Genomic DNA, 14,533 nt, shown 5'->3' with positions numbered 1-14,533 from the left:
AACCCGCAATGATGCGACATCCACATGTCTGGATGGGCCTCCTGTTGTGGTCGATTTTCAGTCAGGCGCAAGCGGCCTGGACTGTGAATATGGCGCCTGGAGCGACTGAAATCAGTCACGCAGTATTCGACCTGCACATGACCATTTTCTGGATATGTGTAGTGATCGGCATCATCGTCTTCGGCGCCATGTTCTGGTCGATGATGGTCCACCGCCGCTCTACCGGGCAGGTGGCCGCAAAATTTCATGAAAGCACCACCGTCGAAATTCTCTGGACCATCGTGCCCCTGCTCATTCTGGTGGCCATGGCGGTTCCCGCAACCGCCACCCTGATCCAGATGTACGACAACACTGAGCCGGATATCGATATCCAGGTCACTGGTTACCAGTGGAAGTGGCACTACAAGTACCTGGGTCAGGACGTCGAATTCTTCAGCAACCTGAACACCCCCGCCGATCAGATCAACAACAAGGAAACCAAGGGCGAGCATTACCTGCTGGAGGTCGACAAGCCGCTGGTGCTGCCGATCGGTGCCAAAGTGCGCTTTCTGGTGACTTCCGCCGACGTCATCCACTCCTGGTGGGTGCCGGCCTTCGCGGTCAAGCGCGATGCGATCCCGGGCTTCGTCAATGAATCCTGGACCCGTGTCGAAAAGCCCGGCATCTACCGTGGCCAGTGCGCCGAACTGTGCGGCAAGGATCACGGCTTCATGCCCATCGTGGTCGAGGTCAAGGAAAAGGCCGATTACGAAACCTGGCTGGGCGAGCGCAAGGCGGAAGCTGCGCAGCTCAAAGAGCTGACCAGCAAGGAATGGACCCTCGACGAGCTCAAGGAGCGCGGCGACAAGGTCTATCACACCACCTGCGTGGCCTGTCACCAGGCTGAAGGCCAGGGCCTGCCGCCGATGTTCCCGGCACTCAAGGGCTCGAAAATCGCCACCGGGCCGATCAAGGATCACCTGAACATCGTTTTCCACGGCAAGCCCGGCACCTCCATGGCGGCGTTCGGTAAACAGCTGTCGGAAGTCGATATCGCAGCAGTCGTGACCTACGAGCGTAACGCCTGGGGCAACAACAAAGGCGACATGGTCACCCCTAAAGAAGTGCTGGAGCTGAAACAGGCGGAAAGCAAATGACCCGGTTAATTGCGCATGTAAGGAACCGCTCGGGGCATGAAGCCCCGGCCCGCCCAGCCCATCCGTTTGCAGGAGACAGGACATGACTGCTGTAGTCGATGACCATGTTCATACCGGCACCGCCCACGCCCACGGCCCCGCCAAAGGCCTGATGCGCTGGGTGCTGACCACCAACCACAAGGATATCGGCACGCTGTACCTGTGGTTTGCGTTCTCCATGTTCCTGCTGGGTGGCTCGTTCGCCATGGTAATCCGTGCCGAACTGTTCCAGCCGGGACTGCAAATCGTCCAGCCGGAATTCTTCAACCAGATGACCACCATGCACGGTCTGGTGATGGTGTTCGGTGCGGTGATGCCGGCTTTCGTAGGCCTCGCCAACTGGATGATCCCGTTGATGATCGGCGCGCCGGACATGGCCTTGCCGAGGATGAACAACTTCAGCTTCTGGCTGTTGCCGGCAGCATTCCTGCTACTGGTATCGACCCTCTTCACCCCTGGCGGCGGGCCGAATTTCGGCTGGACCTTCTATGCCCCGCTGTCGACGACCTATGCGCCGGAAAGCGTGACGTTCTTCATCTTCGCCATCCACTTGATGGGGATCAGTTCGATCATGGGGGCGATCAACGTGATCGCCACCATTCTCAACCTGCGCGCCCCCGGCATGACGTTGATGAAAATGCCACTGTTCGTCTGGACCTGGCTGATCACCGCGTTCCTGCTGATTGCAGTGATGCCCGTGCTGGCCGGCTGCGTGACCATGATGCTGATGGACATCCACTTCGGCACCAGTTTCTTCAGTGCCGCCGGTGGCGGAGACCCGGTGTTGTTCCAGCATGTGTTCTGGTTCTTCGGTCACCCCGAGGTGTACATCATGATCCTGCCGGCCTTCGGTGCCGTCAGCTCGATCATTCCGGCCTTTTCGCGCAAGCCATTGTTCGGCTACACCTCGATGGTCTACGCCACGGCGAGTATTGCGTTCCTGTCGTTCATCGTCTGGGCGCACCACATGTTCGTGGTCGGCATTCCGCTGGTGGGCGAGTTGTTCTTCATGTACGCAACGCTGCTGATCGCGGTGCCCACCGGGGTCAAGGTGTTCAACTGGGCCAGCACTATGTGGCAAGGCTCGCTGACCTTCGAGACGCCGATGCTGTTCGCCGTGGCGTTCGTCATTCTGTTCTCCATTGGCGGGTTCTCCGGGTTGATGCTGGCCATCGCCCCGGCGGACTTCCAATACCAGGACACCTACTTCGTGGTCGCGCATTTCCACTACGTACTGGTGCCAGGGGCGATCTTCGGGATCTTCGCCTCGGCCTACTACTGGCTGCCCAAATGGACCGGCCACATGTACGACGAAACCCTCGGCAAGCTGCACTTCTGGCTCTCGTTCATCGGCATGAACCTGGCGTTCTTCCCGATGCACTTCGTGGGCCTGGCGGGCATGCCGCGACGGATTCCGGACTACAACCTGCAATTCGCCGACTTCAACATGGTGTCGTCGATCGGTGCGTTCATGTTCGGCGCCACGCAGATCTTCTTCCTGTTCATCGTGATCAAGACCATTCGCGGCGGCGAGCCGGCACCGGCCAAACCGTGGGACGGCGCCGAAGGCCTGGAGTGGAGCATTCCGTCGCCAGCGCCGTATCACACCTTCACCACGCCGCCGGAAGTGAAATGAAACGCCTTGCCTTTGTGGGAGCGAGCTTGTGTGGCGAGGGAGCTTGCTCCCGCTCGGCTGCGAAGCAGACGCAAAGCTTTTGGGGCCGCTTCGCGACCCAGCGGGAGCAAGCTCCCTCGCCACAAAGGCCCGCTCCAACCGGGTTATCCGTAGAGGTTGGAAGCCATGGCTGACTCTATTTCTTTGAAGAAACTGGTCACTCGCCTGTTGCTGGTGGTGGTGGCGATGTTTGTCTTCGGCTTTGCCCTGGTGCCGATCTACGACGTGATGTGCCAGGCGTTCGGCATCAATGGCAAAACCTCCGGACAGTATGAAGGCGAGCAAACGGTCGACGTCTCGCGGCAGGTTCGCGTGCAGTTTCTGTCGACCAACGCCGCCGACATGGCCTGGGATTTCTATCCCAAGGGCGATGAACTGGTCGCGCACCCCGGGGCGGTGAACGAGATGATTTTTATCGCCCATAACCCGACTGATCGCCCGATGAGTGCTCAGGCAGTGCCGAGCATCGCGCCCAGCAACGCAGCCGCGTACTTCCACAAGACCGAATGTTTCTGCTTTACCCAGCAAGTGCTGCAGCCCGGTCAGCGAATCGAGATGCCGGTACGGTTCATTGTTGACCGCGACATGCCCAAGGAAGTGAAGCACCTGACGCTGTCCTACACGCTGTTCGACATCACCGCACGTCATCCGCCCGTGGCTGTTGCAGCAAGCACCGGCGGCTAGACGTTAAAGCGTGCCCGATAAGGAGAACAATAAATGGCAACTCATGAACATTATTACGTTCCGGCCCAGAGCAAATGGCCGATTATCGCCACGGTCGGCATGTTCGTCACGGTGTTCGGCCTGGGCACCTGGTTCAACGACCTGAAGGCTGCGCGGCCGGAATCCCACGGTCCGCTGATCTTTTTCGTCGGCGGATTGCTGCTGGCCTACATGCTGTTCGGCTGGTTCGGCACGGTGATCAAGGAAAGTCGCCAAGGGTTGTACAGCGCACAGATGGACCGTTCGTTCCGCTGGGGCATGAGCTGGTTCATTTTCTCGGAGGTGATGTTCTTCATCGCCTTTTTCGGCGCGCTGTTTTATGTGCGCAACATCACGGGCCCGGCACTGGGCGGTGAAGGCACCAAAGGCCTCGCTCACATGCTGTGGCCGACGTTCGAATTCACCTGGCCGCTGCTGAACAACCCGGACCCGAAACTCTTTCCTCCCCCCAAGGAAGTCATCAGCCCCTGGGGCCTGCCGCTGCTCAATACCGTGCTGCTGGTGAGTTCCAGCGTCACCGTGACCATTGCTCACCACGCCTTGAAGAAGGGCCATCGCGGCGCACTGAAAATCTGGCTGGCGTTGACCGTGTTGCTCGGTTGCGCGTTCCTCGGTTTCCAGGCCGAAGAATACCTGCACGCCTACCACGAACTGGGCCTGACTCTGGGTTCCGGCATCTATGGCGCGACCTTCTTCATGCTCACCGGTTTCCACGGCGCCCACGTGACCATCGGCACGATCATTCTGTTCGTCATGCTGATGCGGATCATGCGCGGGCACTTCGATGCCGACCATCAATTCGCCTTCGAGGCGGCGAGCTGGTACTGGCACTTCGTGGACGTGGTGTGGATCGGTCTGTTCGTTTTCGTCTATGTGCTCTGAGCCTTGGCTTTCATGACTACCAAGGCACGTGAGACACCAACTGCCCGCTGAAAAAACCCCAGGCGATCAAGCCGACAGTGGTGGCGGCCAGCGCAACACGAACACTCAAGGCGATGACCAGGCGATTCGAGTGGCTGTCGTCCTTGACCAGAAAAAACAGGCCGCTGAACAGGCTGACAACCGTGGCAATCAGCATCAGGACGATGGCTGCTTTGAGCATGGTGACACTCCGGGGGACAGGCGATGCATTTGAGTATAGCTATCGCGATTACCGACTTTCTGGCAACGCCATGAAACGCTTCCGGCCGGGCCTCTTGCCGACCCTGGTGGTCGCGATGCTGCTGCCTTTGCTGGTGTCACTCGGTTTCTGGCAGTTGAGCCGGGGCGCGGAGAAAAGCGCGCTGCTGCAAAGCTACGCCGAGCGCCGGGCGGCCGAACCGATGGCCAGCACTGAACTGCAACACACCGAAGATCCGGCCTTCCGCCGGGTTCGCCTGCACGGTCAGTTCGATGCCGAACATAGCCTGCTGCTGGACAACCGTCAGCGCGACGGCAAGGTCGGGGTCGAGCTGCTACAACCGTTCCAGGACCGGGCAACCGGGCTCTGGCTGCTGGTCAATCGCGGCTGGTTGCCGTGGCCGGATCGGCGCACACCGCCGTCATTCACCACACCGACTCAGGCATTGAGCCTCGACGCCTGGGTCTACGTTTCCCCCGGCGCAACGTTCCAATTGCATACCGACCCAGACACCACGACCTGGCCACAACTGGTCACCGCCATTGAACCGGCCAGGCTCTGGGCGGCGCTTGACCGTGATGGTTTCGCCTACGAATTACGCGCACAAAGCGGCCCCGCGACCTACCAGGCCGATTGGCCGGTGGTGGCCATGGGGCCGGAAAAACACTTGGCTTATGCCGTGCAGTGGTTCGCCCTGTCGATAGCCCTGCTCGGCCTTTACCTCTATCTCGGCTGGCACAACGCAAAGGAGAACAATAATGGGAGCGGCCATGAATCCACTCGGCATGTCTGAGGCGAAAACGCCGGTAAATCGTCGGCGCGGGCGCTTGCAGTTGTTACTGATCCTGTTGGGCGTGGTGGGTCCGATGATCCTCGCCACCGGCATGTACAAATTGCAGTTCTGGGTGCCGGAGGGCCGCAGTTATCACGGTGAACTGATCGGCAATGGCCAGACCCGCGCCGACATCGGCGTACCGGCGCAAGAAGACCGCTGGCAGTTGCTGGTGACAGCGCCCAAGGACTGTTCGGTGGACTGCCAGCAGCTGGTGTATCTGGCGCGCCAGATCCAGATCGGCCTCGGTCGCGATGCCTCCCGCGCCAGCCATGCGCTGGCCATCGCACAGCCGCTGAACAGCGATTACGAGACTAAACTTCAACGTGAGTACCCGCAGCTGCAACGTTATTCCCTGGACCCGCCGACCTACAGCAAAGGCGCTCAGAGCAATGACACCCCGCACCTGTGGATCATCGACCCTCACGGCAACCTGGTGCTGCGCTACGACCCGACGGTGAAGGGCAAGGACCTGCTCAACGACCTGCGCCATTTGCTGAAACTGTCGAACATCGGATAAGGGCATCGTCATGGCCAAACCTGGATTTCGCCTCGCGCTGTTTGCCACCTTGCTGGCACTGATTGTGGTGTTGCTCGGCGCCTACACCCGCCTGACCCATGCCGGTCTTGGTTGTCCGGACTGGCCCGGCTGCTACAGCTTTATCAGCGTGCCGAACAGCGAAGCCCAACTGGCCCATGCTGAGCTGCATTTTCCCCACGCACCGGTGGAAGCCAACAAAGGCTGGAACGAGATGCTTCATCGCTACTTCGCCGGCACATTGGGGCTGCTGATCGCGGTGCTGGCGGGCCGCGCCTGGACCCATCGTCATCATCCGGGGCAGCCGGTGAAACTGCCGTTGTTTGTCCTGGCGGTGGTGCTCGCCCAAGCGGCATTCGGCATGTGGACGGTGACGCTCAAGCTCTGGCCGCAAGTGGTCACCGGGCATTTGCTCGGCGGCTTTGCGACCTTGAGCCTGTTGTTTCTGTTGACCCTGCGCCTGTCCGGCGTGTTGCCGGCGCTCACCGTGCCACGGCGTTTGCAGCACTGGGCGACCGCCGGCTTGTTGCTGGTGATCCTGCAAATTGCCCTGGGTGGCTGGGTCAGCTCCAATTACGCGGCGGTGGCCTGCATCGACTTTCCAACCTGCCACGGGCAATGGCTGCCACCGACTGATTTCGCCAACGGCTTTCACCTGACCCAACACATCGGCCCCAATTACCTGGGCGGGCAACTGGACAGCGATGCCCGCACCGCGATTCACCTGACTCACCGTATCGGCGCGCTACTGGTCACCCTCGTTCTGCTCGGTCTGGCCTGGCAACTGAAGGCCGTCGGCATGACGCGCCTGGCCGCCATGGTGCTGATCGCCCTGGCCGCACAAATCACCCTGGGCATCAGCAATGTGGTGTTCCACTTGCCGCTGCCGGTGGCCGTCGCCCACAACGCCGGCGGTGCAGCGCTGTTGCTGACGATGGTGCTGGTCAATTATCACGCGCGAACCAGCCTGGTTCGGGTCAAGCATCAGCCCCCAGTACGCTGGCGTCTCAGCCTGCGTAAACACTCGGCCGGGCCCATAACAATAAAAGGAGAAATGCCATGGCGACCCTGATCGGCGAACGTCACAGTCAGGCAATCTGGCGCGATTACCTGGAGCTGACCAAGCCGAAAGTGGTGGTGCTGATGCTCATCACCTCGCTGGTCGGCATGTTCCTCGCGACGCGCGCCGGGGTGCCGTGGACGGTGCTGGTGTTCGGCAATCTGGGGATTGCCTTGTGTGCCGGCGGTGCGGCGGCGGTCAACCATGTGGTGGACCGGCGCATCGACGCGGTCATGGCCCGAACTCGCAAGCGGCCCTTGGCCGAAGGTCGGGTTTCTCCAACCGCTGCGCTGACTTTCGCGCTGGTGCTGGCGCTGCTCGGCCAAGCTCTGCTGCTGGCCTTCACCAACCCGTTGACGGCATGGCTGACCCTCGCCTCCTTGCTCGGTTATGCCGTGGTTTACACCGGCTTCCTGAAACGCGCGACGCCGCAGAACATCGTCATCGGCGGCCTCGCCGGTGCGGCCCCGCCGCTGCTCGGCTGGACCGCCGCCACCGGTCATGTCAGCGCCGAACCGTTGCTGCTGGTGTTGATTATCTTCGCCTGGACTCCACCGCATTTCTGGGCGCTGGCGATTCACCGCAAAGAGGAATACGCCAAGGCTGACATTCCGATGCTGCCGGTGACCCATGGCGAGCACTACACCAAAGTCCACATCCTGCTTTATACCTTTGCGCTGCTGGCCGTCAGCCTGATGCCCTACGTGATCCACATGAGCGGCGTGCTCTACCTGATTTGTGCCCTCGCACTGGGCGCGAGGTTTCTGCAATGGGCCGTGGTGCTGTACCGTGGCACTCGGCCGCACGCGGCGATCAACACGTTCAAGTACTCTATTTACTACTTGTTCCTGCTGTTTATCGCGCTGCTCGTAGACCACTACTTACTGTTGAACCTATGACTCGAACCCAGAAAACCGTCTTCATTCTCGTCGCCTTGATCGCGCTGATCCTGGGCCTGACCATCAATAAAGTTCTGACCGGAAAAAACCAGGGCGACCCGACGGCACTGATCGATGCGGGGATCATCCTGTTGCCCCAAAGCCGTAACCTGCCGGACGTGAAGATGACCGATCAGGACGGTAAGCCGGTGGCGATCAACGAGCTGAAAGGCAAATGGAGTGTGTTGTTCTTCGGCTACACCTTCTGCCCGGACATCTGCCCGACCACCCTCGCCCAACTGCGGCAGATCAAGAGTGAACTGCCGGCGGATGCTGTGGACAAGTTGCAGGTCGTTTTGGTCAGCGTCGACCCGAACCGCGACACGCCCAAGCAACTCAAGCAATACCTGGGCTACTTCGATCCACAGTTCATCGGGCTGACGGCATCCTCGGTCGAAGACCTTCAGAAGCTGGCCAATGCGGTGAGTATTCCGTTTATTCCGGCGGACACCAGTAAGCCGAACTACACCGTCGACCACAGCGGCAACCTCGCAGTGATCGGGCCGGACGGGACTCAACGCGGGTTTATTCGTGCACCGTTGAACAATCAGAAGCTGGTGGCGCAGTTGCCGGTGATGCTCAAGCGCGAATAACCAACACAATGGGAGCGGGCTTGCTCGCGAAGAGGCCATAACATCCAACATCAACGTTGACTGTTACACCGCTTTCGCGAGCAAGTCGGATCGCCGCACCGCCGCTCCCACAGGTACGGTGTTTCAGGCATAAAAAAACGGGGACGCAATCAATGCGTCCCCGTTTTTGATCGTTCCCACGCTCCGCGTGGGAATGCAGCCAGGGACGCTCTGCGTCCCCTTCAACGTCAGAACGCCGGCACTACCGCGCCTTTGTACTTCTCGAGAATGAAGGCTTTCACTTCCGGGCTGTGCAGGGCAGCAACCAGTTTCTGCATCGCGGCGCTGTCCTTGTCGTCCGGACGAGCAACGAGGATGTTCACGTACGGCGAGTCGCTGCCTTCGATAACCAGCGCGTCCTTGGACGGATCAAGCTTGGCTTCCAGCGCGTAGTTGGTGTTGATCAGCGCCAGGTCGACCTGAGTCAGCACGCGCGGGATGGTTGCGGCTTCCAGCTCGCGGAATTTCAGGTCCTTGGTGTTCTCGGTGATGTCCTTCACGGTCGACAGGATGTTGTTCGAATCCTTCAACTTGATCAGGCCAGCCTTCGCCAGCAGCAACAGCGCACGACCGCCATTGGTGGCGTCGTTCGGGATCACCACGTTGGCGCCGCCCGGCAGTTCGGTCAGCGCTTTGTACTTGCTGGAGTAAGCGCCCAGCGGCTCCAGGTGCACACCGGCAACGCTGACAAGGTTAGTGCCCTTGGCCTTGTTGAACTCATCCAGGTACGGCTGGTGCTGGAAGAAGTTGGCGTCCAGACGCTTCTCGGCCACCTGCACGTTCGGCTGGATGTAGTCGGTGAAGACTTTGACCTTCAGATCCACGCCTTCTTTGGCCAGGGCCGGTTTAACAAACTCGAGGATTTCCGCGTGAGGCACCGGGGTGGCCGCGACGGTCAGGGTGTCGGCAGCGTGTGCGGAAAAGGCTGCAACGGCAGCGAACGCGACGAGTAGTTTTTTCATTCAGCTAACTCCTTGTGAGGCGCCCGTTTGGCGCCTGCCAGCGAATGGCCGGCTCATGACTTATTTACGTGAGAAGTGGACAACCAATTTGTCGCCAACGGTTTGCAACACTTGAACCAGCATCAGCAGCAACACGACCGTCACAACCATCACATCGGTCTGGAAACGCTGGTAACCGAAACGGATCGCCAGGTCGCCCAAGCCGCCAGCGCCGACCACACCGGCCATTGCCGTGTAGGACACCAGTGTAATCGCTGTCACCGTAATCGCCGCGAAGATGCCCGGGCGGGCTTCCGGCAGCAAGGCATTGATGATGATCTGACGTGTCGTCGCGCCCATGGCCTGGGTCGCCTCGATGATGCCGCGATCCACTTCACGCAAGGCGGTTTCCACCAGTCGCGCGAAGAACGGCGTGGCGCCCACCACCAACGGTGGAATCGCACCGGCGACACCCAGGGAGGTGCCCGTGATCAACACGGTGAACGGAATCATCACGATCAGCAAAATGATGAATGGCAGCGAACGCAGAATGTTCACCACCAGCGACAACATCGCGTACACGCCTTTGGCTTCCAGCAACTGGCGCGGGCTGCACAGGAACAACAGCACACCCAATGGCAGGCCCAGCAGCACCGTGAACAACAGCGAACCGCCGAGCATCAGCAGGGTGTCGCCGGTAGCCAGCCAGATTTCGTACCAATCGATATTGGAAAAGAAACTCATCAGGACGTCCATTAGCGCAGCACCTCCATGTGGACGTCAGCGGCGGTGAAGCGGGCAAACGCCGCTTCCATGTCGCCACCAGTAACGGCCAGGGTCAATTGCCCGTAAGGGACGTCTTTGATGCGATCGATGCGACCGGCCAGGATGCTGTAGTCCACGCCCGTTTCCCGGGCAACGGTACCCAGCAACGGCGCATAGGTCGCTTCGCCCTGGAAGGTCAGACGCACGATGCGCCCCGGTACGTGAGCGAAGTCGTCGCGCTGTTCGCTTTCGTCGATTTGCTCGTCTTCCTGCACGAAGCGCTTGGTGGTCGGGTGCTTGGGATGCAGGAACACCTCGGCCACCGAGCCTTGCTCGACGATCTTGCCGGCATCCATCACCGCCACCTGATCGCAGACTCGACGGATCACATCCATTTCGTGGGTGATCAGGACGATGGTCAGTTTCAGCTCGCGGTTGATCTCGGCCAGCAGTTGCAGGACCGACGCCGTGGTTTGTGGGTCCAGGGCACTGGTGGCTTCATCGCACAACAGGATTTTCGGTTTGGTCGCCAGGGCGCGGGCGATGCCGACACGCTGCTTCTGACCACCGGACAATTGCGCCGGGTACTTTTTCGCATGGTCGGACAGGCCGACCCGCGCCAACAACTCCGCCACACGCCGGTCGATTTCACTACGGGACAGTTCACCGGCGAGGGTCAGCGGCAGCGCGACATTGTCGGCCACGGTTTTGGACGCCAGCAGGTTGAAGTGCTGGAAAATCATCCCGACCTGCTGACGGAAGCGCCGCAGGCTATTGGCGTCCAGCGCGGTGACTTCTTCGCCATCGACGATGATCTTGCCGCCACTGGCGTTCTCCAGGCGGTTGATCAGACGCAGCAGGGTACTTTTCCCCGCGCCGGAATGGCCGATCAGACCAAAAACCTGACCATTCTCAATCGTCAGACTGGTCGGGTGCAGGGCGGGAATATCCTTACCGGCGACGCGGTAAGTTTTGTGGACGTTTTGAAACTCGATCACGTAGCGAACCTTGTGGGGCGCGTTAGAAAAGGATCAGCGGTTAGCCGGGCGCGCATTTTAGCCTGTCCGTATAGAGGTTCTTAGCATTTATTTCGCATTCAACCAGCGATTTGGCAATAACGCGATCAAAGGTAGGGGGCCAAAGGCCAAGGCGATTCCGGCTTGAGGATCTTTATCGAACAGGAGGACGCCTTCGCGGGCAAGCCTCGCTCCTACAGGTTCAGTGATCAACGAACAAACGTCAAAACTGTAGGAGCGAGGCTTGCCCGCGAAGCTTTTAAGGCTTACGCGGACTCAAAACCATCTGCGCCGGAATGTTGCGCAGAATCTGTTTCTCCAGCTTCAGATCAAACTCCGAATCCAGCTTCTTCACCCGTTTGGTCAGCAGCGTGGCCAGCCATGGGTAATCCTGGGTGCGCGGAGCCTGAATGCTCACGTCGCACTGATAATTCACCACATCGGCAGCGATGGCATCCAGTTGACGACGAAGCTTGCTCATATCGCTGAGGTTCAACGCCACCGTAGTGCTTTCAGCCGTCGGGTCGATGACTTTGGCCTGAGGTTTGGCTTCGGCAGCCTTGAGAGCTGCTTCGGCTTTATCCAGTTCAGCCTTTCGCGCATGGACAATGGCACTGTTGACGCCACCGGTCAGCGCCGGGGCCATGGGCATCAGCACCCGGGCACGGCTGAGAGCGGTGGCTGCTGCATTCACATCACCTTTTTGCAGCACGATCTGGCTACGCAGCAAATAAGCTTCGGCCAATTGCCGCTGGTATTGCTCGAGGGATTGATCGTTGGGCGACTCGGCCTGCAAAGCCGCCAATTGTCCTTCGGCGGTGGCCAGTTCGCTGCTGGCCAGGCTTTGTTCCAGCTGTGCGATCGCCGTGGCCCGCGCATCGGGGGTCTCGGTGGCCGCCGGTGGCGTGCTTTGGCAAGCGCCCAGCAGCAGCGAAAATGCGACAAGGAGCAGATAACGGGAGGCGAACGGCTTCATTCCTGCGACTCTCTATTTGCGCAAAAAACGAGCAAGTCTACACCCCTCGACGGGGCAGGACAAAACTCAGCAGAAACAGCGCGGCGGCCGTCACCACAATCGACGGGCCGGCCGGGGTGTCCTTGAACCAGGACAACGCCAGCCCGCCACACACCGCGAGCATGCCCAGCAAGCTCGCGCCCAATGCCATCTGCTCCGGCGAGCGGGCGTGACGCTGTGCCGCAGCCGCCGGAATAATCAGTAACGAAGTAATCAGCAACACGCCGACGATTTTCATCGCCACCGCAATCACCACGGCGATCAGCAACATCAGCGCCAGGCGCAACGCCGCCACTGGCAAACCTTCCACTTTGGCCAGTTCTTCATGCACCGTAATCGCCAGCAAAGGTCGCCACAGCGTGACAAGCAAGGCGAGCACCGCCGCGCTACCGCCGAGGATCCACGCCAGATCGGTCGGACTGATCGCCAACAAGTCGCCGAACAGATAGGCCATCAGGTCGATCCGCACTTCATGCATGAAGCTTAGTACCACCAAGCCAAGAGAGAGCGTGCTGGGTGCGAGAATTCCCAAAAGCGTGTCAGACGCCAGGGGCTGCCTTTGTTGCAACGTCACCAGCAATACCGCCAGCAACAAGCAGCCTACCGTGACGGCAACGGTCGGGCTGATATCCAGCAGAAAACCCAGCGCCACGCCGAGTAGCGCCGCATGGGACAGGGTGTCGCCGAAATAGGCCATGCGCCGCCACACCACGAACGAACCCAACGGCCCCGCGACCAGCGCCAGGGCCAGACCTGCAAGCAGGGCAAAGAGCAGAAAATCAGCCATGCTTGCAGCTATCTCCATGAACGTGAGTCGACGGGCCCGCGCTGACCACCGAGCCATGCAGGTCGTGGGCGTGGTCGTGATGGTGATGATAAATCGCCAGGCTTTGTGCGTTTTTTCCGAACAGCTCGACGAATGCGGGATCGCCGCTGACCTGCTCGGGATGTCCGGAACAGCAGACGTGGCGATTCAGGCACACCACCTGGTCGGTGGTGCTCATCACCAGATGCAAATCGTGAGAAACCATCAAAACGCCGCAACCATGACGATCACGCAAGCGTGTGATCAGGCTGTAGAGCTCGGCTTGACCCGCCACGTCGACGCCTTGTACCGGCTCATCAAGCACCAGCAATTCTGGCTCGCGCAGCAATGCCCGCGCCAGCAGCACTCGCTGCATTTCGCCACCGGAAACACTTTGCACCGGGCTGTCGATGACCTGTTCGGCACCGACCTCCTTGAGGGCGGCCAACGCCCGAGTCCGGTCCACGCCCGGCACCAGACGCAAGAAGCGCAGCACCGAAAGCGGCAGGGTTGGGTCGACATGGAGTTTTTGCGGCATGTAACCGACGCGCAACTTCGGCTTGCGCCAGACGCTGCCGCTGTCCGGTTTCAACAGGCCGAGCACCGCGCGCACCAGCGTGGTTTTGCCGGCACCATTGGGGCCGATCAAGGTCACGATCTGCCCCGGCTCGACACTCAGCTCGATGTTGTCCAGCACGTTTTGCCCGGCAAAGGTGACAGCCACCTGTTCGAGACGAATCAGCGCGTTGCTCATCAAGCCCCCTGGCAACCCGAGCAGAGACCGATGACTTCAACGGTCTGGGCTTCGACGATAAATCCGACATCTTTGGCGCTATCGATAATCGCGTCGCTGATGGATTTCTGTTCGAGTTCGATGGCGGCGTGGCATTTGCGGCAAATCAGAAACTGCCCCTGGTGGGCGTGTTCCGGGTGATTGCAGCCGACGAAGGCGTTCAACGAGGAGATGCGATGTACCAAGCCGTTTTCCAGCAGGAAATCCAGCGCGCGGTACACGGTAGGAGGCGCGGCGCGACGGCCGTCCTGCTCGCTGAGCACCGCCAGAATGTCATAGGCACCCAACGGTTTGTGGCTTTGCCATACCAGTTCCAGCACTCGCCGGCGCAAAGCGGTCAGACGCAGCCCCTGACGTGCGCACAGGACATCGGCCTCAGACAATGCGCTATGCACGCAATGAGAGTGGTCGTGGGGACGGCTGGCAATCGGTGTTTTAGGCATGAGCGGCGACGAGTTTTGTGAGAGACGTTATTATGTTACCCGTTCTCGCCTCTTTGAGTGGT

Annotated in this window: 17 protein-coding genes; 9 read left to right on the top strand and 8 right to left on the bottom strand. The window is 60.1% G+C overall.

Annotation, left to right across the window (positions count from 1 at the left end):
- The first annotated feature begins 8 nt into the window (after nucleotides 1-8).
- The 4 genes from coxB (at nucleotide 9) to ACZ89R_RS18730 (ending at nucleotide 4,455) form a co-directional block, all read left to right on the top strand.
- Nucleotides 9-1,136, top strand: coding sequence for a cytochrome c oxidase subunit II (gene coxB, locus ACZ89R_RS18745; protein WP_123500542.1), 1,128 nt, complete (start codon nucleotides 9-11; stop codon nucleotides 1,134-1,136).
- A gap of 82 nt (nucleotides 1,137-1,218) precedes the next feature.
- The gene (gene ctaD, locus ACZ89R_RS18740; RefSeq protein ID WP_050681399.1) at nucleotides 1,219-2,811 is read left to right on the top strand and encodes a cytochrome c oxidase subunit I; all 1,593 of its coding nucleotides are present in this window, start codon (nucleotides 1,219-1,221) and stop codon (nucleotides 2,809-2,811) included.
- Between the two features lie 165 nt (nucleotides 2,812-2,976).
- On the top strand, nucleotides 2,977-3,534 hold the full coding sequence (locus tag ACZ89R_RS18735; RefSeq protein WP_429544964.1) for a cytochrome c oxidase assembly protein: 558 nt from the start codon (nucleotides 2,977-2,979) through the stop codon (nucleotides 3,532-3,534).
- A gap of 33 nt (nucleotides 3,535-3,567) precedes the next feature.
- The gene (locus tag ACZ89R_RS18730) at nucleotides 3,568-4,455 is read left to right on the top strand and encodes a cytochrome c oxidase subunit 3 (protein ID WP_123500540.1); all 888 of its coding nucleotides are present in this window, start codon (nucleotides 3,568-3,570) and stop codon (nucleotides 4,453-4,455) included.
- Between the two features lie 16 nt (nucleotides 4,456-4,471).
- On the opposite strand, the gene ACZ89R_RS18725 is transcribed toward ACZ89R_RS18730, so the two are convergent.
- Complete coding sequence (locus tag ACZ89R_RS18725; RefSeq protein ID WP_030129650.1) at nucleotides 4,472-4,675, bottom strand: twin transmembrane helix small protein; 204 nt, start codon at nucleotides 4,673-4,675, stop codon at nucleotides 4,472-4,474.
- Nucleotides 4,676-4,745: 70 nt separating this feature from the next.
- On the opposite strand from ACZ89R_RS18725, the gene ACZ89R_RS18720 reads away from it, so the two are divergent.
- Genes ACZ89R_RS18720 through ACZ89R_RS18700 form a run of 5 tightly spaced genes read left to right on the top strand, consistent with a single transcriptional unit; the run spans nucleotide 4,746 to nucleotide 8,654 of the window.
- Nucleotides 4,746-5,486: an SURF1 family protein gene (locus ACZ89R_RS18720; protein ID WP_123500538.1), complete on the top strand. Its 741-nt coding sequence runs from the start codon at nucleotides 4,746-4,748 to the stop codon at nucleotides 5,484-5,486.
- The gene (locus tag ACZ89R_RS18715) at nucleotides 5,452-6,045 is read left to right on the top strand and encodes a hypothetical protein (RefSeq protein WP_123500536.1); all 594 of its coding nucleotides are present in this window, start codon (nucleotides 5,452-5,454) and stop codon (nucleotides 6,043-6,045) included. Before ACZ89R_RS18720 ends, ACZ89R_RS18715 begins: the two co-directional genes overlap by 35 nt.
- Before the next feature lie 10 nt (nucleotides 6,046-6,055).
- Nucleotides 6,056-7,135 carry a COX15/CtaA family protein gene (locus ACZ89R_RS18710; protein ID WP_429544965.1) on the top strand — a complete coding sequence of 360 codons (1,080 nt, stop codon included), beginning with the start codon at nucleotides 6,056-6,058 and terminating at the stop codon, nucleotides 7,133-7,135.
- Complete coding sequence (gene cyoE / locus ACZ89R_RS18705) at nucleotides 7,123-8,022, top strand: heme o synthase (protein WP_429544966.1); 900 nt, start codon at nucleotides 7,123-7,125, stop codon at nucleotides 8,020-8,022. Before ACZ89R_RS18710 ends, cyoE begins: the two co-directional genes overlap by 13 nt.
- Nucleotides 8,019-8,654: an SCO family protein gene (locus ACZ89R_RS18700; RefSeq protein ID WP_063341991.1), complete on the top strand. Its 636-nt coding sequence runs from the start codon at nucleotides 8,019-8,021 to the stop codon at nucleotides 8,652-8,654. The genes cyoE and ACZ89R_RS18700 overlap by 4 nt, the downstream gene beginning before the upstream one ends.
- 227 nt (nucleotides 8,655-8,881) lie before the next feature.
- Here the strand turns inward: ACZ89R_RS18700 and ACZ89R_RS18695 are convergent, their stop codons facing one another.
- The 7 genes from ACZ89R_RS18695 to zur all read right to left on the bottom strand — a co-directional run bounded on the left by ACZ89R_RS18695 (nucleotide 8,882) and on the right by zur (nucleotide 14,471).
- Complete coding sequence (locus ACZ89R_RS18695) at nucleotides 8,882-9,655, bottom strand: MetQ/NlpA family ABC transporter substrate-binding protein (protein ID WP_123500530.1); 774 nt, start codon at nucleotides 9,653-9,655, stop codon at nucleotides 8,882-8,884.
- A 60-nt stretch (nucleotides 9,656-9,715) separates the two neighbouring features.
- Nucleotides 9,716-10,390 (bottom strand): methionine ABC transporter permease, encoded by a 675-nt coding sequence (locus ACZ89R_RS18690; RefSeq protein WP_429544967.1) that lies wholly within the window; start codon nucleotides 10,388-10,390, stop codon nucleotides 9,716-9,718.
- Nucleotides 10,390-11,397, bottom strand: a complete 1,008-nt coding sequence (locus ACZ89R_RS18685) for a methionine ABC transporter ATP-binding protein (RefSeq protein ID WP_429544968.1) — start codon at nucleotides 11,395-11,397, stop codon at nucleotides 10,390-10,392. Before ACZ89R_RS18685 ends, ACZ89R_RS18690 begins: the two co-directional genes overlap by 1 nt.
- A gap of 277 nt (nucleotides 11,398-11,674) precedes the next feature.
- The gene (locus ACZ89R_RS18680; RefSeq protein ID WP_429544969.1) at nucleotides 11,675-12,391 is read right to left on the bottom strand and encodes a PA5502 family lipoprotein; all 717 of its coding nucleotides are present in this window, start codon (nucleotides 12,389-12,391) and stop codon (nucleotides 11,675-11,677) included.
- Between the two features lie 37 nt (nucleotides 12,392-12,428).
- Entirely contained in the window at nucleotides 12,429-13,217 is a 789-nt protein-coding gene (gene znuB, locus ACZ89R_RS18675; protein WP_429544970.1) for a zinc ABC transporter permease subunit ZnuB, read from the bottom strand.
- Nucleotides 13,210-13,989: a zinc ABC transporter ATP-binding protein ZnuC gene (znuC, locus tag ACZ89R_RS18670; protein ID WP_429544971.1), complete on the bottom strand. Its 780-nt coding sequence runs from the start codon at nucleotides 13,987-13,989 to the stop codon at nucleotides 13,210-13,212. Before znuC ends, znuB begins: the two co-directional genes overlap by 8 nt.
- Nucleotides 13,989-14,471 carry a zinc uptake transcriptional repressor Zur gene (gene zur, locus ACZ89R_RS18665; protein ID WP_429544972.1) on the bottom strand — a complete coding sequence of 161 codons (483 nt, stop codon included), beginning with the start codon at nucleotides 14,469-14,471 and terminating at the stop codon, nucleotides 13,989-13,991. Before zur ends, znuC begins: the two co-directional genes overlap by 1 nt.
- Between the last annotated feature and the right edge of the window lie 62 nt (nucleotides 14,472-14,533).

Source organism: Pseudomonas sp. TE3728 (assembly GCF_056279145.1).
The sequence above is the reverse complement of the archived record's forward strand: the minus strand, read 5'-3'. Positions and strand labels throughout refer to the sequence as shown.

Coding starts and splice junctions, on each gene's coding strand:
- coxB (WP_123500542.1), top strand. CDS start 9: ATGATGCGACATCCACATGTCTGGATGGGCCTCCTGTTGTGGTCGATT.
- ctaD (WP_050681399.1), top strand. CDS start 1,219: ATGACTGCTGTAGTCGATGACCATGTTCATACCGGCACCGCCCACGCC.
- ACZ89R_RS18735 (WP_429544964.1), top strand. CDS start 2,977: ATGGCTGACTCTATTTCTTTGAAGAAACTGGTCACTCGCCTGTTGCTG.
- ACZ89R_RS18730 (WP_123500540.1), top strand. CDS start 3,568: ATGGCAACTCATGAACATTATTACGTTCCGGCCCAGAGCAAATGGCCG.
- ACZ89R_RS18725 (WP_030129650.1), bottom strand. CDS start 4,675: ATGCTCAAAGCAGCCATCGTCCTGATGCTGATTGCCACGGTTGTCAGC.
- ACZ89R_RS18720 (WP_123500538.1), top strand. CDS start 4,746: ATGAAACGCTTCCGGCCGGGCCTCTTGCCGACCCTGGTGGTCGCGATG.
- ACZ89R_RS18715 (WP_123500536.1), top strand. CDS start 5,452: ATGGGAGCGGCCATGAATCCACTCGGCATGTCTGAGGCGAAAACGCCG.
- ACZ89R_RS18710 (WP_429544965.1), top strand. CDS start 6,056: ATGGCCAAACCTGGATTTCGCCTCGCGCTGTTTGCCACCTTGCTGGCA.
- cyoE (WP_429544966.1), top strand. CDS start 7,123: ATGGCGACCCTGATCGGCGAACGTCACAGTCAGGCAATCTGGCGCGAT.
- ACZ89R_RS18700 (WP_063341991.1), top strand. CDS start 8,019: ATGACTCGAACCCAGAAAACCGTCTTCATTCTCGTCGCCTTGATCGCG.
- ACZ89R_RS18695 (WP_123500530.1), bottom strand. CDS start 9,655: ATGAAAAAACTACTCGTCGCGTTCGCTGCCGTTGCAGCCTTTTCCGCA.
- ACZ89R_RS18690 (WP_429544967.1), bottom strand. CDS start 10,390: ATGGACGTCCTGATGAGTTTCTTTTCCAATATCGATTGGTACGAAATC.
- ACZ89R_RS18680 (WP_429544969.1), bottom strand. CDS start 12,391: ATGAAGCCGTTCGCCTCCCGTTATCTGCTCCTTGTCGCATTTTCGCTG.
- znuB (WP_429544970.1), bottom strand. CDS start 13,217: ATGGCTGATTTTCTGCTCTTTGCCCTGCTTGCAGGTCTGGCCCTGGCG.
- znuC (WP_429544971.1), bottom strand. CDS start 13,989: ATGAGCAACGCGCTGATTCGTCTCGAACAGGTGGCTGTCACCTTTGCC.
- zur (WP_429544972.1), bottom strand. CDS start 14,471: ATGCCTAAAACACCGATTGCCAGCCGTCCCCACGACCACTCTCATTGC.